General features: G+C 58.4%; 13 protein-coding genes. 2 read left to right on the top strand and 11 right to left on the bottom strand.

The genetic code is table 11. The features are described 5' to 3' along the window. Nucleotides 1–6: 6 nt before the first annotated feature. Both AC07V0_RS01865 and AC07V0_RS01860 read left to right on the top strand, forming a co-directional pair. Entirely contained in the window at nt 7–804 is a 798-nt protein-coding gene (locus AC07V0_RS01865) for a transporter substrate-binding domain-containing protein (RefSeq protein WP_018928941.1), read from the top strand. Between the two features lie 49 nt (nt 805–853). After that, on the top strand, nt 854–2389 hold the full coding sequence (locus AC07V0_RS01860; RefSeq protein WP_086945619.1) for an amino acid ABC transporter permease/ATP-binding protein: 1536 nt from the start codon (nt 854–856) through the stop codon (nt 2387–2389). Between the two features lie 29 nt (nt 2390–2418). Here the strand turns inward: AC07V0_RS01860 and AC07V0_RS01855 are convergent, their stop codons facing one another. The 11 genes from AC07V0_RS01855 to bamA all read right to left on the bottom strand — a co-directional run bounded on the left by AC07V0_RS01855 (nt 2419) and on the right by bamA (nt 16888). Then, nucleotides 2419–3183 carry a substrate-binding periplasmic protein gene (locus tag AC07V0_RS01855; RefSeq protein ID WP_495019337.1) on the bottom strand — a complete coding sequence of 255 codons (765 nt, stop codon included), beginning with the start codon at nt 3181–3183 and terminating at the stop codon, nt 2419–2421. A gap of 216 nt (nt 3184–3399) precedes the next feature. After that, a complete protein-coding gene (locus AC07V0_RS01850; RefSeq protein WP_495019336.1) occupies nt 3400–4377 on the bottom strand; it encodes a helix-turn-helix domain-containing protein in 978 nt (325 codons plus the stop codon). An 88-nt stretch (nt 4378–4465) separates the two neighbouring features. Beyond that, complete coding sequence (locus AC07V0_RS01845; RefSeq protein ID WP_086945617.1) at nt 4466–5944, bottom strand: aldehyde dehydrogenase family protein; 1479 nt, start codon at nt 5942–5944, stop codon at nt 4466–4468. A 76-nt stretch (nt 5945–6020) separates the two neighbouring features. Continuing rightward, on the bottom strand, nt 6021–6869 hold the full coding sequence (locus AC07V0_RS01840) for a VOC family protein (RefSeq protein ID WP_086945616.1): 849 nt from the start codon (nt 6867–6869) through the stop codon (nt 6021–6023). Between the two features lie 24 nt (nt 6870–6893). Continuing rightward, nucleotides 6894–8540 (bottom strand): bifunctional 3-(3-hydroxy-phenyl)propionate/3-hydroxycinnamic acid hydroxylase, encoded by a 1647-nt coding sequence (locus AC07V0_RS01835; protein WP_086945615.1) that lies wholly within the window; start codon nt 8538–8540, stop codon nt 6894–6896. 24 nt (nt 8541–8564) lie between these two features. Further along, complete coding sequence (locus AC07V0_RS01830) at nt 8565–9386, bottom strand: IclR family transcriptional regulator (RefSeq protein ID WP_018928948.1); 822 nt, start codon at nt 9384–9386, stop codon at nt 8565–8567. Nucleotides 9387–9389: 3 nt separating this feature from the next. Beyond that, on the bottom strand, nt 9390–10241 hold the full coding sequence (locus tag AC07V0_RS01825) for a fumarylacetoacetate hydrolase family protein (RefSeq protein WP_086945614.1): 852 nt from the start codon (nt 10239–10241) through the stop codon (nt 9390–9392). Nucleotides 10242–10558: 317 nt separating this feature from the next. Then, on the bottom strand, nt 10559–12010 hold the full coding sequence (locus AC07V0_RS01820; protein WP_064621263.1) for a carotenoid oxygenase family protein: 1452 nt from the start codon (nt 12008–12010) through the stop codon (nt 10559–10561). A gap of 62 nt (nt 12011–12072) precedes the next feature. Further along, on the bottom strand, nt 12073–13254 hold the full coding sequence (locus AC07V0_RS01815; RefSeq protein ID WP_495019335.1) for an MFS transporter: 1182 nt from the start codon (nt 13252–13254) through the stop codon (nt 12073–12075). Between the two features lie 54 nt (nt 13255–13308). Beyond that, nucleotides 13309–14301, bottom strand: a complete 993-nt coding sequence (locus tag AC07V0_RS01810) for a SphA family protein (RefSeq protein WP_495019334.1) — start codon at nt 14299–14301, stop codon at nt 13309–13311. Nucleotides 14302–14521: 220 nt separating this feature from the next. Continuing rightward, entirely contained in the window at nt 14522–16888 is a 2367-nt protein-coding gene (bamA, locus tag AC07V0_RS01805; RefSeq protein ID WP_064617559.1) for an outer membrane protein assembly factor BamA, read from the bottom strand. Nucleotides 16889–16901: the final 13 nt, after the last annotated feature.

Here is a 16901-nt window from a genome sequence, read left to right as displayed (position 1 = left end):
CCCACCATGAAAAGCCACAACGCCCTGACCAAACTGAGCCTGCTCGCCGCCGGCCTGTTCTGCGCCCATGCTGCCTTCGCCAACACCGCGACCCCCGGTGTGTTGAAAGTCGGTATGGAAATCACTTACCCGCCGTTCGAGTCCTACGACGCTGACAAGAATGTGGTCGGCTCTGATCCTGAGTTGGCCCACTCCCTGGCCAAGGCGATGAGCGTCAAGGCCAACTTCGTCGACACCAAGTTCCCTAATCTGATCAACGGCCTCAACGCCGGGCATTACGACGCGATCATTTCCGGCATGTACATCACCCCCGAGCGCCAGCTCCAGGCCCGCACTATCGCCTACGCCAATACCGGCGCGGCGATCATGGTGCCCAAGGGCAGTGAGTTGAGCCCGCAGGTTCCCGAGGACTTGTGCGGCCTGAAGATCGGCCTGGAGCAGGGCACCACCTGGGTCGCCAAGTTCAACCAGTTGTCCAGCGACTACTGCGTTCCGAACAACAAAGGCGCGATCACCGTCAACGAATACCCCTCGGCTCCCGAAGTGACGCAGGCGCTGCTGTCGAAGAACATCCAGGCCCAGGTGGAAATCGCCGGTGCCGCGCACATGATCGCCCAGCGCACCAACGGGCGGGTCGTGGTCAGCTCGCAGAAGCTGGTTTACCCGCAGACCTTGGGCATCTACGTGAAGAAAGACGCCGAGGCAACCTATCAGGCGCTGGTCAAGGCCCTGGCTGACAGCAAAGCCAACGGCGAGTACGCCGCCATTCTCAAAAAATACGATCTGGAACCGGTCTCCGAGTAATGGCTGAAGCCGCGCCCTCGGTCGAGGGCGCGGCGTGCACGAGGTGTCTATGCAATTCGACTGGTCTTACTTTATTTCGCTGTTCTCCAAGACTGACTTCTGGGCGGCGAGTCTGACCGTCATCGAACTGAGCGCCCTGGCCTGGTTCCTGGGGATGTTGCTGGGCTTCGTCCTGGCGTCAGCCAAGCTGTCCGGCTCGCCCTGGCTGCGCCTGCCGGCGTCACTCTACGTCTGGTTCTTTCGCAGCATTCCGCTGCTGGTGCTGGTGGTCTTCATCTACAACCTGCCGCAGTTGCTGCCCGGTGCCGGGCCGGTGCTGTCGGTACCGTTCTATTCCGGCCTGTTGGCGCTGGTGGTCACTGAGGCCGCCTACATGGCCGAAATTCATCGTGGCGGGCTGATCTCGGTCGCCAAGGGCCAGAAGGAAGCCGGCCGCGCCCTGGGTATCGGCCTGCTCGGCCTGCAACGGCTGATTGTGATTCCCCAGGCATTTCGTATCTCACTGCCGACCTTGATCAACGAATACATCACGGTGGTCAAACTGACCTCGTTGATCTCGGTGATTTCATTGACCGAACTGTTGACCGTCGGCCAGCGCCTGTATGCGCAGAACTTCCTGGTAATGGAAACCCTGGCGGCGGTGGGTGTGTACTACGTGCTGATCGTCACGCTGTTCGGCTTTGCCCTGCAGCGTCTGGAACACTACCTGGACCTCAACCTGCGGACGCCGCAAACCCTCGACAGCGCCTCGACACAAGCGCTGCGTGACAGCCTGGCACCTGTGCTATCGAGCAAGCTCAAGCCCCCATCCAAAGGCGCCGCCCCGGCCCTGCAACTGCAGGGCGTGCACAAACGCTACGGCGATCATCATGTGCTCAAGGGCATCGACCTGAAGGTGCAAAGTGGCCAGGTGATTTCGATCATCGGCCCGTCCGGCTCCGGCAAGACTTCGCTGATTCGTACGGTCAATGGCCTGGAGCGCATCGATCAGGGCGAAATCCTGTTGTTCGGCGAGGGCTTCATCAATGCCTGGGACAAACCGGATAGCCGTCGGATTCGTCAGGGCGTACGGCGCATCGGCATGGTGTTCCAGAGCTTCAACCTGTTCCCGCACCGCACACTGCTGGACAACATCAGCCTCGCTCCCCGTTATCACGGTGTCGGTCGTGTGTTGAGCGAGCAACGCGCCTGCCAGTTACTCGACAAGGTCGGCCTGTTGGCACACGTCCACAAATATCCGCATCAACTGTCCGGCGGCCAGCAACAACGCGTGGCGATTGCCCGGGCCATGGCCATGGACCCGGATATCCTGCTGTTCGACGAACCGACCTCGGCGCTGGATCCGGAGCTGGTCGGCGAAGTACTCACGGTCATCAGCCACCTGGCCCGCGAAGGCATGACCCTGCTGATTGTCACCCACGAGATGGATTTTGCCCTGTCGATTTCCGACCGGGTGATCTTCATGGAAAACGGCCACATTCAGCTGGATGCCTCGCCACAGGCGATCCGCGAGCAGCCCGAGGCTCATAGAGTGCGGCGGTTCATGGGATTGCAGGTGCCAGAGGAGGAGGGATGCCTGCCTTGAATGGGTTTAGCCGTGTGCCCTCAGAATTCCTATGGCGACAAATAGCGCTTTTGTATGCGCGCCAGGGTGCCGTCATCGCGAAGCGTTTCAACCGCCGCGCGCAAGTCTTGCACCAGTTGGGCGGAGCACTGCTTCGAGCAAGCCAGGTAGAGGTCCACACTGCTCATGACGGGGCTCATGTGCAGTGTATGTTCAGACACTTTCGGCCAGATGTATCGACTCTCCGGGACACCGTTGAACCAGGCATCGATGCGACCTTTCAAGAGCATCTGCGCGGGGTTGTCGCCAATGGTCAGAGGGTGGATCTGCTCGTCGCTGAAGCCTTGTTCACGGAGGATTTCCTCCTGCGCACTGCCCAGGCCGACGCCGATCCCCCGGTAGGTTTGTTTCGCTTGCTCGAAGCTGCTCACCGGCCGGTCAAGGCTGAAAAAAGCACGCTCCATGGGCATGATGGGCGCGATCCAGGTGAAGCGATCTTCACGTTCCTGCGTGCGTGACAAAGGGGCGATCAGGATGTCCTGAGTCTCGCTGACATGTTTCTGCGATCTGGCCCAGGGAAGCACATGGACATGCGCGACATAGCCGGCGTTGGCAATGGCGGTCATCACGGCCTCGCCGACCATGCCGTGGCCTTTGGAGCCATCGACGAACGTCAGGGGTGGAGCGTCCGGGATATACAGTTCGAGCGGCAAGGGCGCGCCACTCGCGTGACTGGCAATCAGCAGCGAGATCGACAGGCACAACCTGCAAAGCGTCTTTGTACGGGCAGTTGAGATCCGTGAACTCCCGCTCATGGTTGATCATTCAGGCATTGAAAGTAGGGGGGAGCCACAATTCACCGGTGGTATTGATCACAGGGATGATGAGTCTGTTTTTGTATTGGATTCGGCATCGACGCCGTATTTTACGCAGACTTTGTGGCGGGACACATCTACCTCCCAAGTGAATGTGTTTTGCGGGGCCAGTACCTGTTGTGCACCCGCATCACAATGGGCGAGCAGCAGGTGGCGTCAGGATCGGGCCTGGGTATCGCGGAACAGCTTGGGCGATATGCCGAATGCCGATTTGAACTGTCTGCTGAAATGAGCACTGCTGCCATAGCCCCAGGCAAAGGCGATGTCGGTGAGTGAGCGATGGGCATGTTCCCGGCTGCGCAGATCTTCGGCGCAGCGCGACAGGCGCCGTTGCCAGATGTATTCGCTGATGCTGCAGCCGAGCTCTTCCTGAAATGCGCGGTGCAAACTGCGCACCGAGCATTGCTCGACGCTGGCGATGCGCTCGATGGTCAGGTCGCGGTCGGCCAGGTGACGTTCGATATAGGCTTTGAGGCGGTTTTGCTTGAAGAAACGGAAGTCGTGTTCGAGTTGCTTTTCTTCCTGTTTGTTCTTCAGGGCGTTATCCAGAAGCCCCACGATGCTGTTGCCGATCAGTTCGGCCGAATGATTGTTGAGCAGTGGGTACTGGCTGTACGCATCACTGATCAGATGCATCAACATGCGGCCCAATCCATTGCGCCCGTTCAGGTGAACATCGCCTGCTTGCGGTGGCTGTCGGGCCGGCCCCTTGAAGAGCAGGATAAAATGTTCGCAACCTTGAGTGCTGGTGACGCTGAAGGGCTGGCCGCTGTCGACCAACAGCATCTCGTCAGGCGCTAACGCGCTGCTGTGCCGACCTTGTTCGAAATGACTGACGCCGGCGATCTGCAGAATCAGCATGCGCGGCGTATCGGGTGAGTCGACCGCTTTGCTCAGATGGCGTGAGTAGCGATGGGCACTGGCGGTCATGCGGCAGAAGCCGAGCTGACCCAGATCACCATATTCCAGCCGGCCTTGAAAGTTGCTGTTATGCAACGGGTCGATGAATGTCGATTCCAGACGCTTGATGTAGTCCGGCGTGCGCCCCAAGTGATCGCTCATGAACTCTTTCCACTTCATCAGCCGGTCGGAGCGAACAACCTGATCGGTGGACACACAGGCTAAATGACTCATTTTTTCGCCTCTTTTCTTATTGTTTTTGTAGATTGGGCAAATGGGTCAACACTTGCCCAATTTTAGTCCGGTCAGTATCGATCAAGAATCAGAAAGGGTAGTGGTGGCTCCCCGGTTGCCAGGTGACCCAATGGGCGCGGGTGAATTCATCCAGGGCGTAGTGACCATTGAAACGCCCGAGGCCGGAGTTCTTTTCGCCGCCGAAGGGCGCATTGGGCTGGTCGTCGACGGTGATGTCGTTGATATGGGTCATCCCGGCCACGATGCCACGGGCGAAGTTCAAGCCTCGGGCCATGTCCCGGGTGAATACCGCGCTGGACAGGCCATATTCGCTGGCGTTGGCCAACTCCAACGCATGCGCTTCGTTTTCTGCGATCAGCAGCGGCAGCAACGGCCCGAAGGTTTCATCACGTGCCAGTTCCTGATCGACCCCGACTTCACCGAAGACATGCGCAGGCAACACCAACCCGGACGCTGGGCCGCCACACAACCGCTTGAGGCCCGCATTCTCGGCGGCATCGATTTTACGCAACAGGCCATCGAGCTGGTTCTGATTGACCACCGGCCCGATCACGGTGTCTGCGTGGGCCGGGTCGCCGGTCTTGAGCTTGCGCACTCGCTCCACCACCAGCGCGGTGAAGTCCGCATACAGCGAGCGGTCGACGATCACCCGGTTGACGCTCATGCAGATCTGGCCCTGATGCAGGAAACGCCCGACCACTGCTGCGTGCGCGGCTATATCAATATCCGCATCATCCAGGACCACCAGTGGAGCATTGCCGCCCAACTCCAGCGCAACGCGCTTGATGTGTTTGCCGCCAGTCGCAATCCGGCCGACATTGCGACCGACATCGGTTGAGCCGGTGAAGGAAATCAGGCTTGGCACCGGGTGTTCGACGAAGGCATCGCCGATCTCCGAACCTGCACCGACCACGACATTGAGCGAACCCTCCGGGAAGCCTGCGTCTTCGAACAAATGAGCAATCAGCAGGCCGCCTGTTACTGCCGTGTCGCTGGCGGGTTTAAGCACCACTGTGTTGCCAAGCGCGAGTGCCGGGACCACCGAACGCATGCTCAGGTACAACGGAAAATTCCATGGGCTGATCACCCCGACAACACCCAGCGGTTCACGGAAGACAAAGCTCTGTTCACCGGGCTTGTAGCTCGTCAGGATCCGTCCTTCAACCTGCATCGGCAACGTTGCGCACTCACGCACCAGGTTCAGGGTGAACTGCCATTCCATGCTCGCCTTGATGCGCGTGCTGCCGGACTCACGAATCAGCCAGTCGATGATTTCATCGCGGCGGTTCAGGATGACGTGAGCGAGTTTCTCCAGTTGCGCGCTGCGCTGTGTCGGATGCAGCTGTGCCCACGCTGTTTGCGCACGATATGCAGCCTGATAGGCATCGTCGAGATCGGCAATCGAGGCCAGTGGCATTTCCAGCAGTTGCTCGCCATTGAAGGGGTTACGGTCATCCAGGCGCCGCGAGGAACGACCTGTACGCCAGGTGCCATTGATGTATTGGTCGCCGTTGATGGCGTAGAGGGGCAAATGTTGAGTCGTCATAGTCTTACCTTTGGAGGCAGGTGGCCGCGTCGATTAAGGACATGGATGATGCAAAAACTTGTCTGAAGAAATGTGCTCAGCTTCTGATCCAGGCGCGCCCCCAGGAATTGAGTGTGTACTCCTCCTGCGGCCAGACACCGGGTTGGCGGGCGGCATCGGTTATTTCGAGTTCGGCGGAAAACTCCAGACGGTTGCGATCGGCATCGACCACCATGAAGAACAAATTGTTGCCAGGGCCATGTCGGCCGGGGCCGAAAAAGAGGGTTATACGTTCCTTGGCGAAGCGATCACCCCAGTCACGGATGTCGTTCCATTCATTGGTTTCGTAACAGTGGTGATCCCATTCGTTTTTCGAACCGCGGAAAAACGCCAGCGAATGATGCTCATCGTCGGAGCGCAGAAAACACGTCATGAGCTGGCCGGTCTGCTCGTCGACGACGTTGTCCGACACCGTGTACCCGACTGTATTGACGTAGAAATCGATCATGGCTTCCAGTTCAGTGGTCTGGAATACCACGTGCTGCAAGCGGCCCGGCATGCCTTGACGGTCGACACCGGGATCAATGCGGGACACGCCAAATATCGTTTGTCGGCCTTGAGGGTCACGAAGCACAAAGGCATCCGGTTCGAGCAACGGCGAGTCGATGTCTTCGACAGCACAGCCGTTCTCGTTCAGGCGGGCGCGCAGTTCTCCCAGCCGAGCCTGATCGCCCAGGTCATAGGCCGCCGCGAGCAGGCCGCTGTGATCGGCGGGCGACACGAGCATGGCGCGTTGCGGGCCACTGAGTATCCAGCTGCCATCGGGCTGTGCCAGGCTGTCCATGTCCAGCATGCGCCGGTAGAAATCGATTTGTCGTTGCGGCTCTTTGCTCGCCAGATGCAGGTAGCACAGGCGTGCAGGGGTGCAGGTCTGTAGGGTTTGCATAAACACCTCCGTGGCTTTAAGAATTCAGGGAAAGACTGGCGCGATGCTTGATTCGGCTTTTTGGTTTCGCGCCTGTGCGATGCCGAACAGCAACTGCAAAGATTCGGCAGCCTTTGTTTCGCCGGCCTTATCGAAAATGGCGGCGATATAGCGATCCGGGCGCAGCAGCAAGAACGTGTTTGAATCGCCCAGTATTTCTTTGAGCAAACCCTGGCGGTCATGAAGCACCGTGCAGCCAGGCATCGAAGGCATGTTTTTGACAGGCTCGGGAAGGATCAGAATGCGCTTGGCTTCGAGGTGGAACCACAAGCCATGCTGGAGTTCGTCGATGCGTTGGCGGCTGTAATCGCCGTACTGAATCAAGGCGAAGCCGGCACCGATCGAGTCATCGAGCAGAATTTCCTGGCCTTGAGCATCGGTGAGCATCGGTTGAGGGAACATGTGTCCGCAGGACAGTTTCCCGGCTTTACCTTCGGTCAGTACCAGCCCTTTGGTGAATCGGGGTTTAGGCTTGAAGCGCATTTGCAGGAAATAGTCCCGCAACGGCGGCAGCAGGCCGATCAAAGCAAATGCACCGCTGATCAAATGAGCGCGCAAGACAGTTGCCGGCGCCATGACCACGCCGAGGTTCAAGGCCAGTCTGATCAATGCCCAGGCGTGATCGCGACGCTCGCTTTCGTAAGACAGTAGAGCCGTTTCAGCCATTTTGCCCTTCAGCACGCCGATCAGTTTCCAGGCCAGGTTATGGGCATCGCGAACACCGCTGTTCATGCCCTGTCCGGCATAAGGCGGAGTCAGATGCGCGGCATCGCCGGCGAGAAACACGCGGTTCACTTGCCACCGTTCGGCAACCCGGGCGTGGAAGGTATAAACGGTCTTGCGCACGATGGACGCCGGGGTGTTGCCCTTGAAGGGATAAAGTAACGCTTGCAGGCGAGCATCGCCGAGTACCTGCTCATCGGTTTCGTCCGGCTTGAGCAGAAACTCGAAGCGGCGTGTGCGGTGGGGGCCGGGTACTTCAACGACGGGACGGCGTGCATCGCAGTACACACGTGTTTGCCAGAACGGATCGTCATCCTGATCAGTGTCGACCACCAGCCAGCGCGAGGAGAAGCTCGAGCCAACCATCTCGATTCCGAGTTGCTTGCGCACCGGGCTACGACCACCGTCGCAGGCGACCAGATAGGCCGCATGGACTTCGACAGTTTCGCCGTCTGCGTCACGGATCAGTGCGCGCACGCCATGCTTATCCTGACTGAATTCCAGCAGCTCATGGCTGAACCGTGCCTTCAGGTTGGCAAAGCGCTCGAGGCCCATTTTCAGGGTGTGTTCAAACAGTGGCTGGCGAAATGCATTGCGCTTGGGGAACCCATACAACTTGCCGGTGGGCTCGACTTTGCCGAAGCAGCGGCCACCGGGCCGAGTGAAGTAGTGCACGCCATAGCCCGGCACTACATCTCGCAACACGGCTTCATCCAGTCCGACGGCCTGCATGGTGCGCAAGGATTCGTCATCTATCGAAACGGCCCGCGGCTCGGTCACGGTGTCCGGCTTGCGATCAATGATCAAGGTGTCCACATCGGCTTGGCCAAGCAAGTTGGCCAGGGTCAGCCCGGTGGGCCCGGCGCCGATGATCAAGACGTGTGTACTGATTTTTTTGAGGGGTGTCATTGTTGTTGTTCCCTTCCGGATGGCTCAGTCCAATGGCTTGGGGCGGTTGGCGAGTGCAGCCATGAGTTGCGACAGGTTTTGCGCCAGGGCGAGGACCTGCTGTCCTTGCTGTTCTTCCTGAGTGCTGTCACGTTCCTGAATCGGGCGCACGCAGCTGATGCTGCCGACGACTTTGCCATCGCCATCGAAGATCGGAGCGGCGAGGCCATAGACGCCAGCGTCGACTTCGCCGGCGCTGGCCACATAGCCCTGATGACGAAGACGCTGCAGCGAGCGGCGGAACTGTTCCCAGGTCTGACCAAGGTTGCTGGCGCGCACCTCATCGGGGTTTTCCAGGAAGAGTTGGCTGTGTTGACGCGAGGTCATGTTGGCGAGGATGGCCTTGGAGGTCGCGCCCAGGAACAACGGCCTCGGTGAGCCGCGTGAGTAGCTGACCTCGCTGAACAAATCGCCGTATTGATGAATGCAGACCACCTGGTCCTTGAACAGGCGGCAGATCAGCCAGATCTGTTGCTCGCTCCAGCGTGGGAGGCTTGGTTCCAATGATTGTGCGGCGCGCACCAAAGGGTCGCTCAGTCGCAACTGACGGTCCCAGGTAATGATTCTCGCGCCCAGGGCGTAACGTCCGGCCCCGACCTGGAACAACAAGTTGGCCTCGGCCAGTTCGCGCACATAGCGGTAGATGGTTGAACGGGTAAACCCCAATGCACCGCCCATGTCATCGACAGCCCAGATCGGACTCTCTTCGGTAAACAGATCGAGTACCCGCAGCATGCGCTCCAGGCTAGAACCTTTACTGTCGATATCCTGCGCCGGCAATTGTTCTGATTCGCGTAGTGTGGCCATGGCTTACTGCTCGTCGACGATGCTGTTGCGCAGGATGCCGATTCGCGAAATTTCGATCTCGACTTCATCGCCCGGTTTCATCCATACCGGCGGTTCACGGAACGCGCCGACGCCGCCGGTGGTGCCGCTGACAATCACATCGCCGGGGGCCAGTTCGGTGAAGGTGGAGCAATATTCGATCAGCGCGCGGACATCGAAAATCATGTCGCTGGTGCTGGTGTGCTGCATGACTTCGCCATTGAGGCGGGTAGTCAGTTCCAGGTCCTGCGGATCGCCGATCTCGTCGCGGGTGACCAGCCAAGGTCCAAAGCCGCCGGTGTTCGGGAAGTTCTTGCCCGGCACGAATTGAATGGTGTGTTTCTGCCAGTCGCGGACACTGCCGTCGTTGTAGCAGGCGTAACCGGCGACATAGTCCAGCGCGTCGGCTTGCTTGACGTGACGCGCCGGTTTGCCGATCACCACCGCCAGCTCGCCTTCAAAATCAAGCTTGTGCGAGGCCTTCGGGCGAACGATGGGTTGCAGGTGGGCAGTCTGGCTGTCAGCGAAACGAGTGAAAATCATCGGGTAGGTCGGCATCTCACGACCGGTTTCACGTACGTGTGTGGCGTAGTTGATGCCAATGCACAGCACTTTGCCCGGGTTCGGGATGACGGGTAGAAAAGTTACTTCAGCCAATGGGATACGAGGCAGGCTCGCCAGGACCTCGTGACTCAGTTCGGCCAGGCGATTGTTGGCGATAGCCTGCTTGAGATCGGTGCCGAAGGTTTGCTTGACCGACTCCAGATCAATGACATGCTCGCCATCGACGACGCCGTAGGTGCTACGGCCTTGAACAATAAAGCTCGCGAGTTTCATTGAGTGCTCCTTGATAGAGGATCAGCGCATGCGCAGGGAGCAAAGAAGCTCGGCACTGCTCATGCAGCTATGGCGGCAGGTAAGCCGCGGCGGTTGAGGTTCAATCTAGTTGTGGGTATTAATCCTGTAAAGCGGGATTTATTAAAAAATCCCAAAATGCAGGAATTATGCTTTTTTATGTATTTTTGGCAGCATTTTGCCGACCCTCCGGAACAGGCAATACGAGACAGTGACGTGTTTGGAAGGTCAGGGCAGGAGCCGTATCCCGGCCTGGTGAATCACAGGCTTCCTGTCATTTCAGTGGGTCGCCCATGGGTTCATTGTTTGCTCGGCACCCAGCAACCATGTAGCGACATGCGCATCCGGAACGGCACTTTGATTCGTGCAATGGGGCCATTCTCCATGTCACGAGAATCCAGAACTACAAGCTCGCTGCGACCGTCCGCGATGTGATTGAGAACGGAAACGACGTAGCCATCCGCCTCCTGCGCATCAGGGGAGCGCGGAATGAAAATGGGCTCCTGGAAGCATCCGCTGTCACCGGGAAACCAGGCATCGGTGGTGCCTGTTTTCAGGTTCACATGGGCCAGCAGATTGAAGAATTGAAACGGAATCGGCCCATTCGCGGGGTTGTACGGGCGCTCTGGATCGAACGCGAGCACAAAGCCGTGCTCATATTTTCGACCGATGTAGCGGTCATCGCACCTTGGGAATTCGCAGGGGTAATCCGTCAATGGCTGCGGTTGAATGTCCTCCTGCGTGCTGGTCAGGTCGAAGGTCCAGCGCATCAGGCTGGCCGCCAGTGTTTCGGGTGGCGGGACATGACCGTCGGCCTGGGGAAAGAAGTAAAAGATATTCCCGCCGGTGACCGGCATGTCTACGTAAACCTTGTCGCCCTCATCGAACGCGTTGAGCGTATGGCCCTGGAAACCGTCCTTGGGGCCCTTGAACCATCGAACGTCCTCCGCGCGCCCATTGCGTGGTACGACGGCGAAGAGCTGAGGCAGATCGGGTTGCCATTGGAAATGCTGGCCACCTTTTTTCATACGCTCGAGGTCGGTCGTCAACGGAATCAGCGGGAACACCACGTAGTGTTCAGTCACCGCGAAATCATGAACCATGGCCGCGTACGGCGCCTGGAACCAGATTTGGTGCAACAGCTTTCCGTCGGGCGACAGTTCGAAATAGGCCAGGTCAGGTGTGCCGTCACCTTTGGCTTCGTAGCTGAAGGCCAAGAGGTTTCCTGTTACCGGGTCGAGCTTGGGGTGGGCGGTGAACGTCGCTGATTCGATCTGCCCGTCAAAATGCCACTCGCCGAGGGTTTCAAGTGTTTCAAGATCCATTGCCCAGGGCATGGCATCTTCTTTGAGTGCAAGCAGCACACCGTTATGAGCGACAACGCTGGTATTGGCGGTGGTGTTGTTCTTCGCCGCCAGTGGATCATTGGTGTAGACGTTGCGATAGATTCCATTGAGCGAGCGACCTTCGCGGCGCTGAGCCATCAACCGGTCGGTTATTACGTAGCGACGTCGTATCGACACCTTGCCATCGGCAAAGTAGAACGCGCTGACCATTCCGTCGCCATTGAAGAAAATATCCGAGCCCAGCATCGGCGGGTATTGCGGGTCTGGCGCAACCTGATAAAAAGCGCCACGGATCGAAGCGGGAAGGGTGCCTTCAATCTCCAGGTCGAACACCTCGGCTTCTATCCGACTGGGTGCATAGAGCGCGCCTGAAAATTCAGGGGTTTGGGGAAACGGGGTGGTCATCGGCATAACCTCTGAAGATGGGTATCGATTGTTCATTGACGGGGTTCCTGTTTGATATCAGGTCAGGTCGACTGAGGCGACAGTGCTGTTGCGCAAGGCTTCGCGTCACGACGAAAACGTGCAACGAGCAGACACGAGATAACCAGGGCTGTCAGGTAGGCCGAGGCCGCCAGCCATCCGACGGCGCGGAATTGCCCTTCGCCTACCACGAGTGCCGCGCCAAACGGGCCGAGCCCCTGACCAACGAAAATCGAGGCGTTACCCAGCCCGGCCAGTCGGCCGGAAGGGTCCAGCTCGGCCGCCATGGACAGTAAGTAAGGCAGACTGAAAAACCATACTGCATGGATCAGGCAGGCGGTGACCGCAAATGCGACAGGGGTATTGCCATAGACCATGACCAGAGTCGCAATCAGCGCCGTGCCGAAGCTCAGTAGTTGCGGAAACAGCAACCCAAGGCGTCTGCCGATAAGTCCGGCCAGTGCCGCTCCAAGGGCACCGGCAAGGATGCTGCCCCCCAGTATTCCACCGATCTGTTGCGGTTCCAGGCCAATGCTTTTACCGATGCGCTCTTGGTAAACCCACAGTGCGGAATGGCCAAAAAACAGCAGCGTAAAAAGCATCAGCAGTAAGATCGATGTGAGCCCGAAAGGCGGGATCGAGCCGCTCGCTGCCCGATGTGCCTCGGGGTAGCTCCTCGGCACTCTCCAGCTACCAAACATCGCCAGGGCACTGGCGATGGCCAAGAGATAAAACGCCCCGGCCACGCCGAATGATTTCAGAATCACCGGCATGGAACTCACAAGCAGCATCCCCCAGAGCAGGTTGCCGATGTTTATCACCGCGAACGTCGAATCCTTGGATGTGCGCAGGGCTGCGGTGGCGTAGACAACGGCCATGACCGCGCCACCGCTTGCGCCGCATATCATTCGGCAGATCAGTAGCAAACCCTGACTATGCAGTTGAGCACTGGCCAGATTGCCGAGTACCAGCATCAGCAAGGCAATCAGGGCAAAGCGGCGCCGGTCGACGCTGGCCATCAACATGGCGCAAACGCCGCAGGCGACGGCCATCGCAATCAGTTCTGCCGCAAAAATGGCGCCGATGGCATTCAGTGGCAAACCGAGTTGGTCGATAAAGGCTCCGCCCAGAATAGGCTGGATTTGCAACGTCCCTAAGGAAATGACCATCATCAGGCAGATAGCGGCCAATGATTTTTTACTGTCAATGGAGTCGAGCGCGTTCATGAAACATCACCTCGGGTAAAAGGGCCCGCTCATGCACGAGTGGGCGCACATCGGTCAGAATGTGTGGGCGTATCGGATCTGGACGGCGTAATCCGTTTGCGCGCGGTTCTCGACGCCGGTCTCTTTATAGGTGTTTAGCCAGAAGCCCTGGCCATCGCTGATTTTCCAGAACAGGCCCGGGCCGATGCCCAGCACCTTTTCCCGAGAGTTGCTCAGCCGACCTCCGTTAACCTCGTCATCTGATATTTGCCTGAAGTAGTACCCGTTGATCCCGACGGATACGTTGGGGACCACTTCATACGAGGCCGTGAAGTTGGCCCACGCCGATTGTCCTGCCCGGGTGTCGCGCACAGGCTGGCCCTCGAAAAGTTGCGTCGAACTGCTCGCCGGATCGTTGTTCTTGAAGTTGTACAGGTAGTGCAGCCTCCAGCTCACTTCCCAACGAGGCGCCGGCATCCAGGTCGCGGCCCAGTAGGGGTTCAGAGAGAAGTAGTTGGAGCCTGGGTTCAGGTCTTTATGTTTATCGTATTTGCCGGTTGGAAGGATGGTGTCGAAAGCCAGACGCTGCACAAACACGGGCCTGCCGTGGGCGTCGACGATCGGGTCGAACTGGATCTGCGGCCCTACCGTGACATCACCAAGCCCTGTGCCGTTATCCTGGAGCTTGGCACCGTTGTCGCCAAAGTCACCGTCCAGGGAGATGATGGGCACCAATAAGCTCCAGCCCAGGTGTGCACCACCGCCGATGGTGTCGGGTGAGTAATAGCTCAGTTGGTTGATCAGCGAGATGACGTTGATCTTCGGATTGTCGAAGGCGCCATTATCCTTGCTTGCATTGTCCCTGATGCTGCGTGCGGTGCTGAATTTCAGATAGGTCAGGTGGGACAGACCGGGCGGCCCCGCGAAACCGTCGTAGAAACTGGTGCCGCCCAGATTGATACCGCTGGGTTCACTCACCGACGGTGGTGGAGGGCCCTCTGCTGCTGGTACGGCAAGCGATGCGAAGCTGAGTGCCAGGCATACTGGCAGGGATTTTTTCAGGCTCATCGAAGTGGCTCTATTCTTGGAATTGTGAGCCGGGGTAGCTCCCCTGGCACTTCGACTTTAATTCCCGGACGTTCGTGATGCTTGAGCACAGCGGCCAGAGTTGACTGAGAGCGCCATGATGCAAGGGGGGCAGCGCGAAACCTGTGGGGGCGGGCTTGTCCCACATTCTGCACATCGTGTCAGTGCGCCAACGAAGTGGAATGCTTGCGGACTCACCGGTTCAAAAAGTCTGCCCCATGGAGAACTGGAACACTTGCGTATCAGCGTTCTCAGGCTTTTTGACCGGGAAGGCCAGGTTGAAACTCAACGGTCCCATCGGGCTGTACCACGTGACGCCGACCCCCACGGAACTGGCCAGTTGACCGAGGTCGACACCGTCGCAACCCTGGGTGGTGCTCAGGTAGCACTTGTTGGAGTAGACGCTGCCGACGTCCCAGAAAACCGAAGTGCGCAGGGATTTGTTGTCTTTGATGAAGGGCATCGGGAACAGGTATTCGACCCCGCCGGTAATGAGGATATTGCCGCCCAATGCGTCGGTGTCCCGATCCGAATAATACGCCTGGCCGGCACTGGCATAGGTGCCGGTGGCCGGGGTGTTGCGCGGGCCGAGTGTGCCGCTTTCAAAGCCGCGCACCGAACCTTCGCCACCGGCCGTGTAGTTTTCATAGAAGGGCAGGCCGTCGGTCGAGCCGTAGCTGTTGCCATAACCGAGCTTGGTGTGGAAACGCAGCGAAGTGGCGTTGCTCAGTGGCAGGAAGGTCTGCCCGGTGTAATCGATCTTGTAGAAACTCAGATCACTGCCGGGCACTGTCACCGTCAGGTTGAGGTTCTGCGAATGTCCGCGGGTGGCCAGCACGCCCTTGTTCAGGGTCGATTCCGACCAGCCGAGGTTGGCCTTGAAGTTGTTGAACTCCTTGCCCTCGCGTGCAATGAAATCGTAGATCTCATCAGCACTGTAGGTGCCTGGCTCGATGTTGTCGTGTTGCACGGTCAGGCCGAAACTCAGCCGTGAGGTTTCATTGATCGGGTAGCCAAGTGAAGTGCCGGCGCCATAACTGTTGATGGAGTAGTACGAAACGCCGTCACTGTAATAATCGCTGTAGTCGGTGGCGTTGTAGAACAGGTTGTAGCCCAGGCTCACCCCGTCCGGCGTGAAGTAGGGGTTGGTAAAACCGAAGTTGTACTTGCTTTGGTAGTCCGAGCGGGTCAGGCCCAGGCTGGCGTAGTTGCCCGTGCCCAGGAAGTTGTTCTGAGTGATCGAACCTCCGAGGATCAGGCCGGAACTCTGAGAGAAACCGACGCTAGCGCTAATCGAACCGGAGGCCTGCTCTTCAACGCTGTAGTTCACGTCAACCTGGTCGTCGACGCCCGCTACAGCCGGCGTCTCGACGTTGACTTCCTTGAAGAAGCCCAGTCGTTCCAGACGGGTCTTGGATTGGTCGATCAGGTAGGTCGATGCCCAGCCACCTTCCATCTGACGCATTTCGCGACGCAGCACTTTGTCGTCGGTCTTGGTGTTGCCACGGAAGTTGATGCGGTTGATGTAGGCCCGCTTGCCCGGGTCGACCACGAAGGTGATATCGACGGTATGGTCGTCATTATTCGGGTTGGGGACCGCGTTGACGTTGGTAAAGGTGTAACCCTCGTTGCCCAGGCGACGGGTGATCAAGTCCGAGCTGGTGGTCATCAGCTTGCGGGAAAACACCTGGCCTTTCTGAACCAGCAGTAGCGATCTGATCTGGTCTTCAGGCACTTTCAGGTCACCGCTGAGCTTGACGTCACGAACGGTGTACTTCGCGCCTTCGTTGATGTTGACGGTGATATAGACGTGTTTCTTGTCCGGGGTGATCGACACCTGGGTCGAGGTGATGTCCATGTTGATATAGCCGCGATCCAGGTAATAGGAGCGCAGGCGCTCCAGGTCACCGGAGAGTTTTTCGCGGGCGTACTTGTCATCGTTCTTGAAGAACGACAGCCAGTTGCTGGTCTTGAGTTCGAACAGGTTGATCAGGTCTTCATCAGCAAAGACCGTGTTGCCCACCACGTTGATGTGCTGGATCGCCGCGACAGAGCCTTCGTCGATCTTGATTTTCAGGCCCACGCGGTTACGCGGTTGTGGGATCACTTCGGCATCGACCGACGCCGAGTAGCGGCCCTGAGCGACGTATTGGCGCTGCAGTTCGTTGCGCACGCCTTCAAGGGTGGCGCGTTGGAAGATCTCGCCTTCGGCCAGCCCGGATTGCTTGAGGCCCTTCATCAGGTCTTCAGTGGAGATCGCCTTGTTGCCTTCGATCTCGATACTGGCGACCGAGGGGCGCTCGACCACCGTGATGATCAGCACGTCACCGTCGTGCCCCAGCTGGATATCCTGAAAGAAACCGGTCTTGAACAACGCACGGGTGGACTCCACCAAACGACGATCATCCGCTTCATCACCGACGTTCAACGGCAATGCACCGAACACGCTGCCGGCGGAAACCCGTTGCAGGCCATTAATGCGAATATCGGAAATTTTGAAGCCTTGGGCGTGCGCAAATGTGGCGTTGAGCAATAGTGCAGCCGAGCAGAGCAGGCGCGAAAAATTCATCAAGATCTTATCC

The sequence above is a fragment of the Pseudomonas sp. GW821-FHT01E10 genome (assembly GCF_059422365.1).
The sequence above is the reverse complement of the archived record's forward strand: the minus strand, read 5'-3'. Positions and strand labels throughout refer to the sequence as shown.

Excerpts from the sequence above, each read along its gene's own strand:
- AC07V0_RS01865 (WP_018928941.1), top strand. The coding sequence starts at position 7 with ATGAAAAGCCACAACGCCCTGACCAAACTGAGCCTGCTCGCCGCCGGC.
- AC07V0_RS01860 (WP_086945619.1), top strand. The coding sequence starts at position 854 with ATGCAATTCGACTGGTCTTACTTTATTTCGCTGTTCTCCAAGACTGAC.
- AC07V0_RS01855 (WP_495019337.1), bottom strand. The coding sequence starts at position 3,183 with ATGAGCGGGAGTTCACGGATCTCAACTGCCCGTACAAAGACGCTTTGC.
- AC07V0_RS01850 (WP_495019336.1), bottom strand. The coding sequence starts at position 4,377 with ATGAGTCATTTAGCCTGTGTGTCCACCGATCAGGTTGTTCGCTCCGAC.
- AC07V0_RS01845 (WP_086945617.1), bottom strand. The coding sequence starts at position 5,944 with ATGACGACTCAACATTTGCCCCTCTACGCCATCAACGGCGACCAATAC.
- AC07V0_RS01840 (WP_086945616.1), bottom strand. The coding sequence starts at position 6,869 with ATGCAAACCCTACAGACCTGCACCCCTGCACGCCTGTGCTACCTGCAT.
- AC07V0_RS01835 (WP_086945615.1), bottom strand. The coding sequence starts at position 8,540 with ATGACACCCCTCAAAAAAATCAGTACACACGTCTTGATCATCGGCGCC.
- AC07V0_RS01830 (WP_018928948.1), bottom strand. The coding sequence starts at position 9,386 with ATGGCCACACTACGCGAATCAGAACAATTGCCGGCGCAGGATATCGAC.
- AC07V0_RS01825 (WP_086945614.1), bottom strand. The coding sequence starts at position 10,241 with ATGAAACTCGCGAGCTTTATTGTTCAAGGCCGTAGCACCTACGGCGTC.
- AC07V0_RS01820 (WP_064621263.1), bottom strand. The coding sequence starts at position 12,010 with ATGACCACCCCGTTTCCCCAAACCCCTGAATTTTCAGGCGCGCTCTAT.
- AC07V0_RS01815 (WP_495019335.1), bottom strand. The coding sequence starts at position 13,254 with ATGAACGCGCTCGACTCCATTGACAGTAAAAAATCATTGGCCGCTATC.
- AC07V0_RS01810 (WP_495019334.1), bottom strand. The coding sequence starts at position 14,301 with ATGAGCCTGAAAAAATCCCTGCCAGTATGCCTGGCACTCAGCTTCGCA.
- bamA (WP_064617559.1), bottom strand. The coding sequence starts at position 16,888 with ATGAATTTTTCGCGCCTGCTCTGCTCGGCTGCACTATTGCTCAACGCC.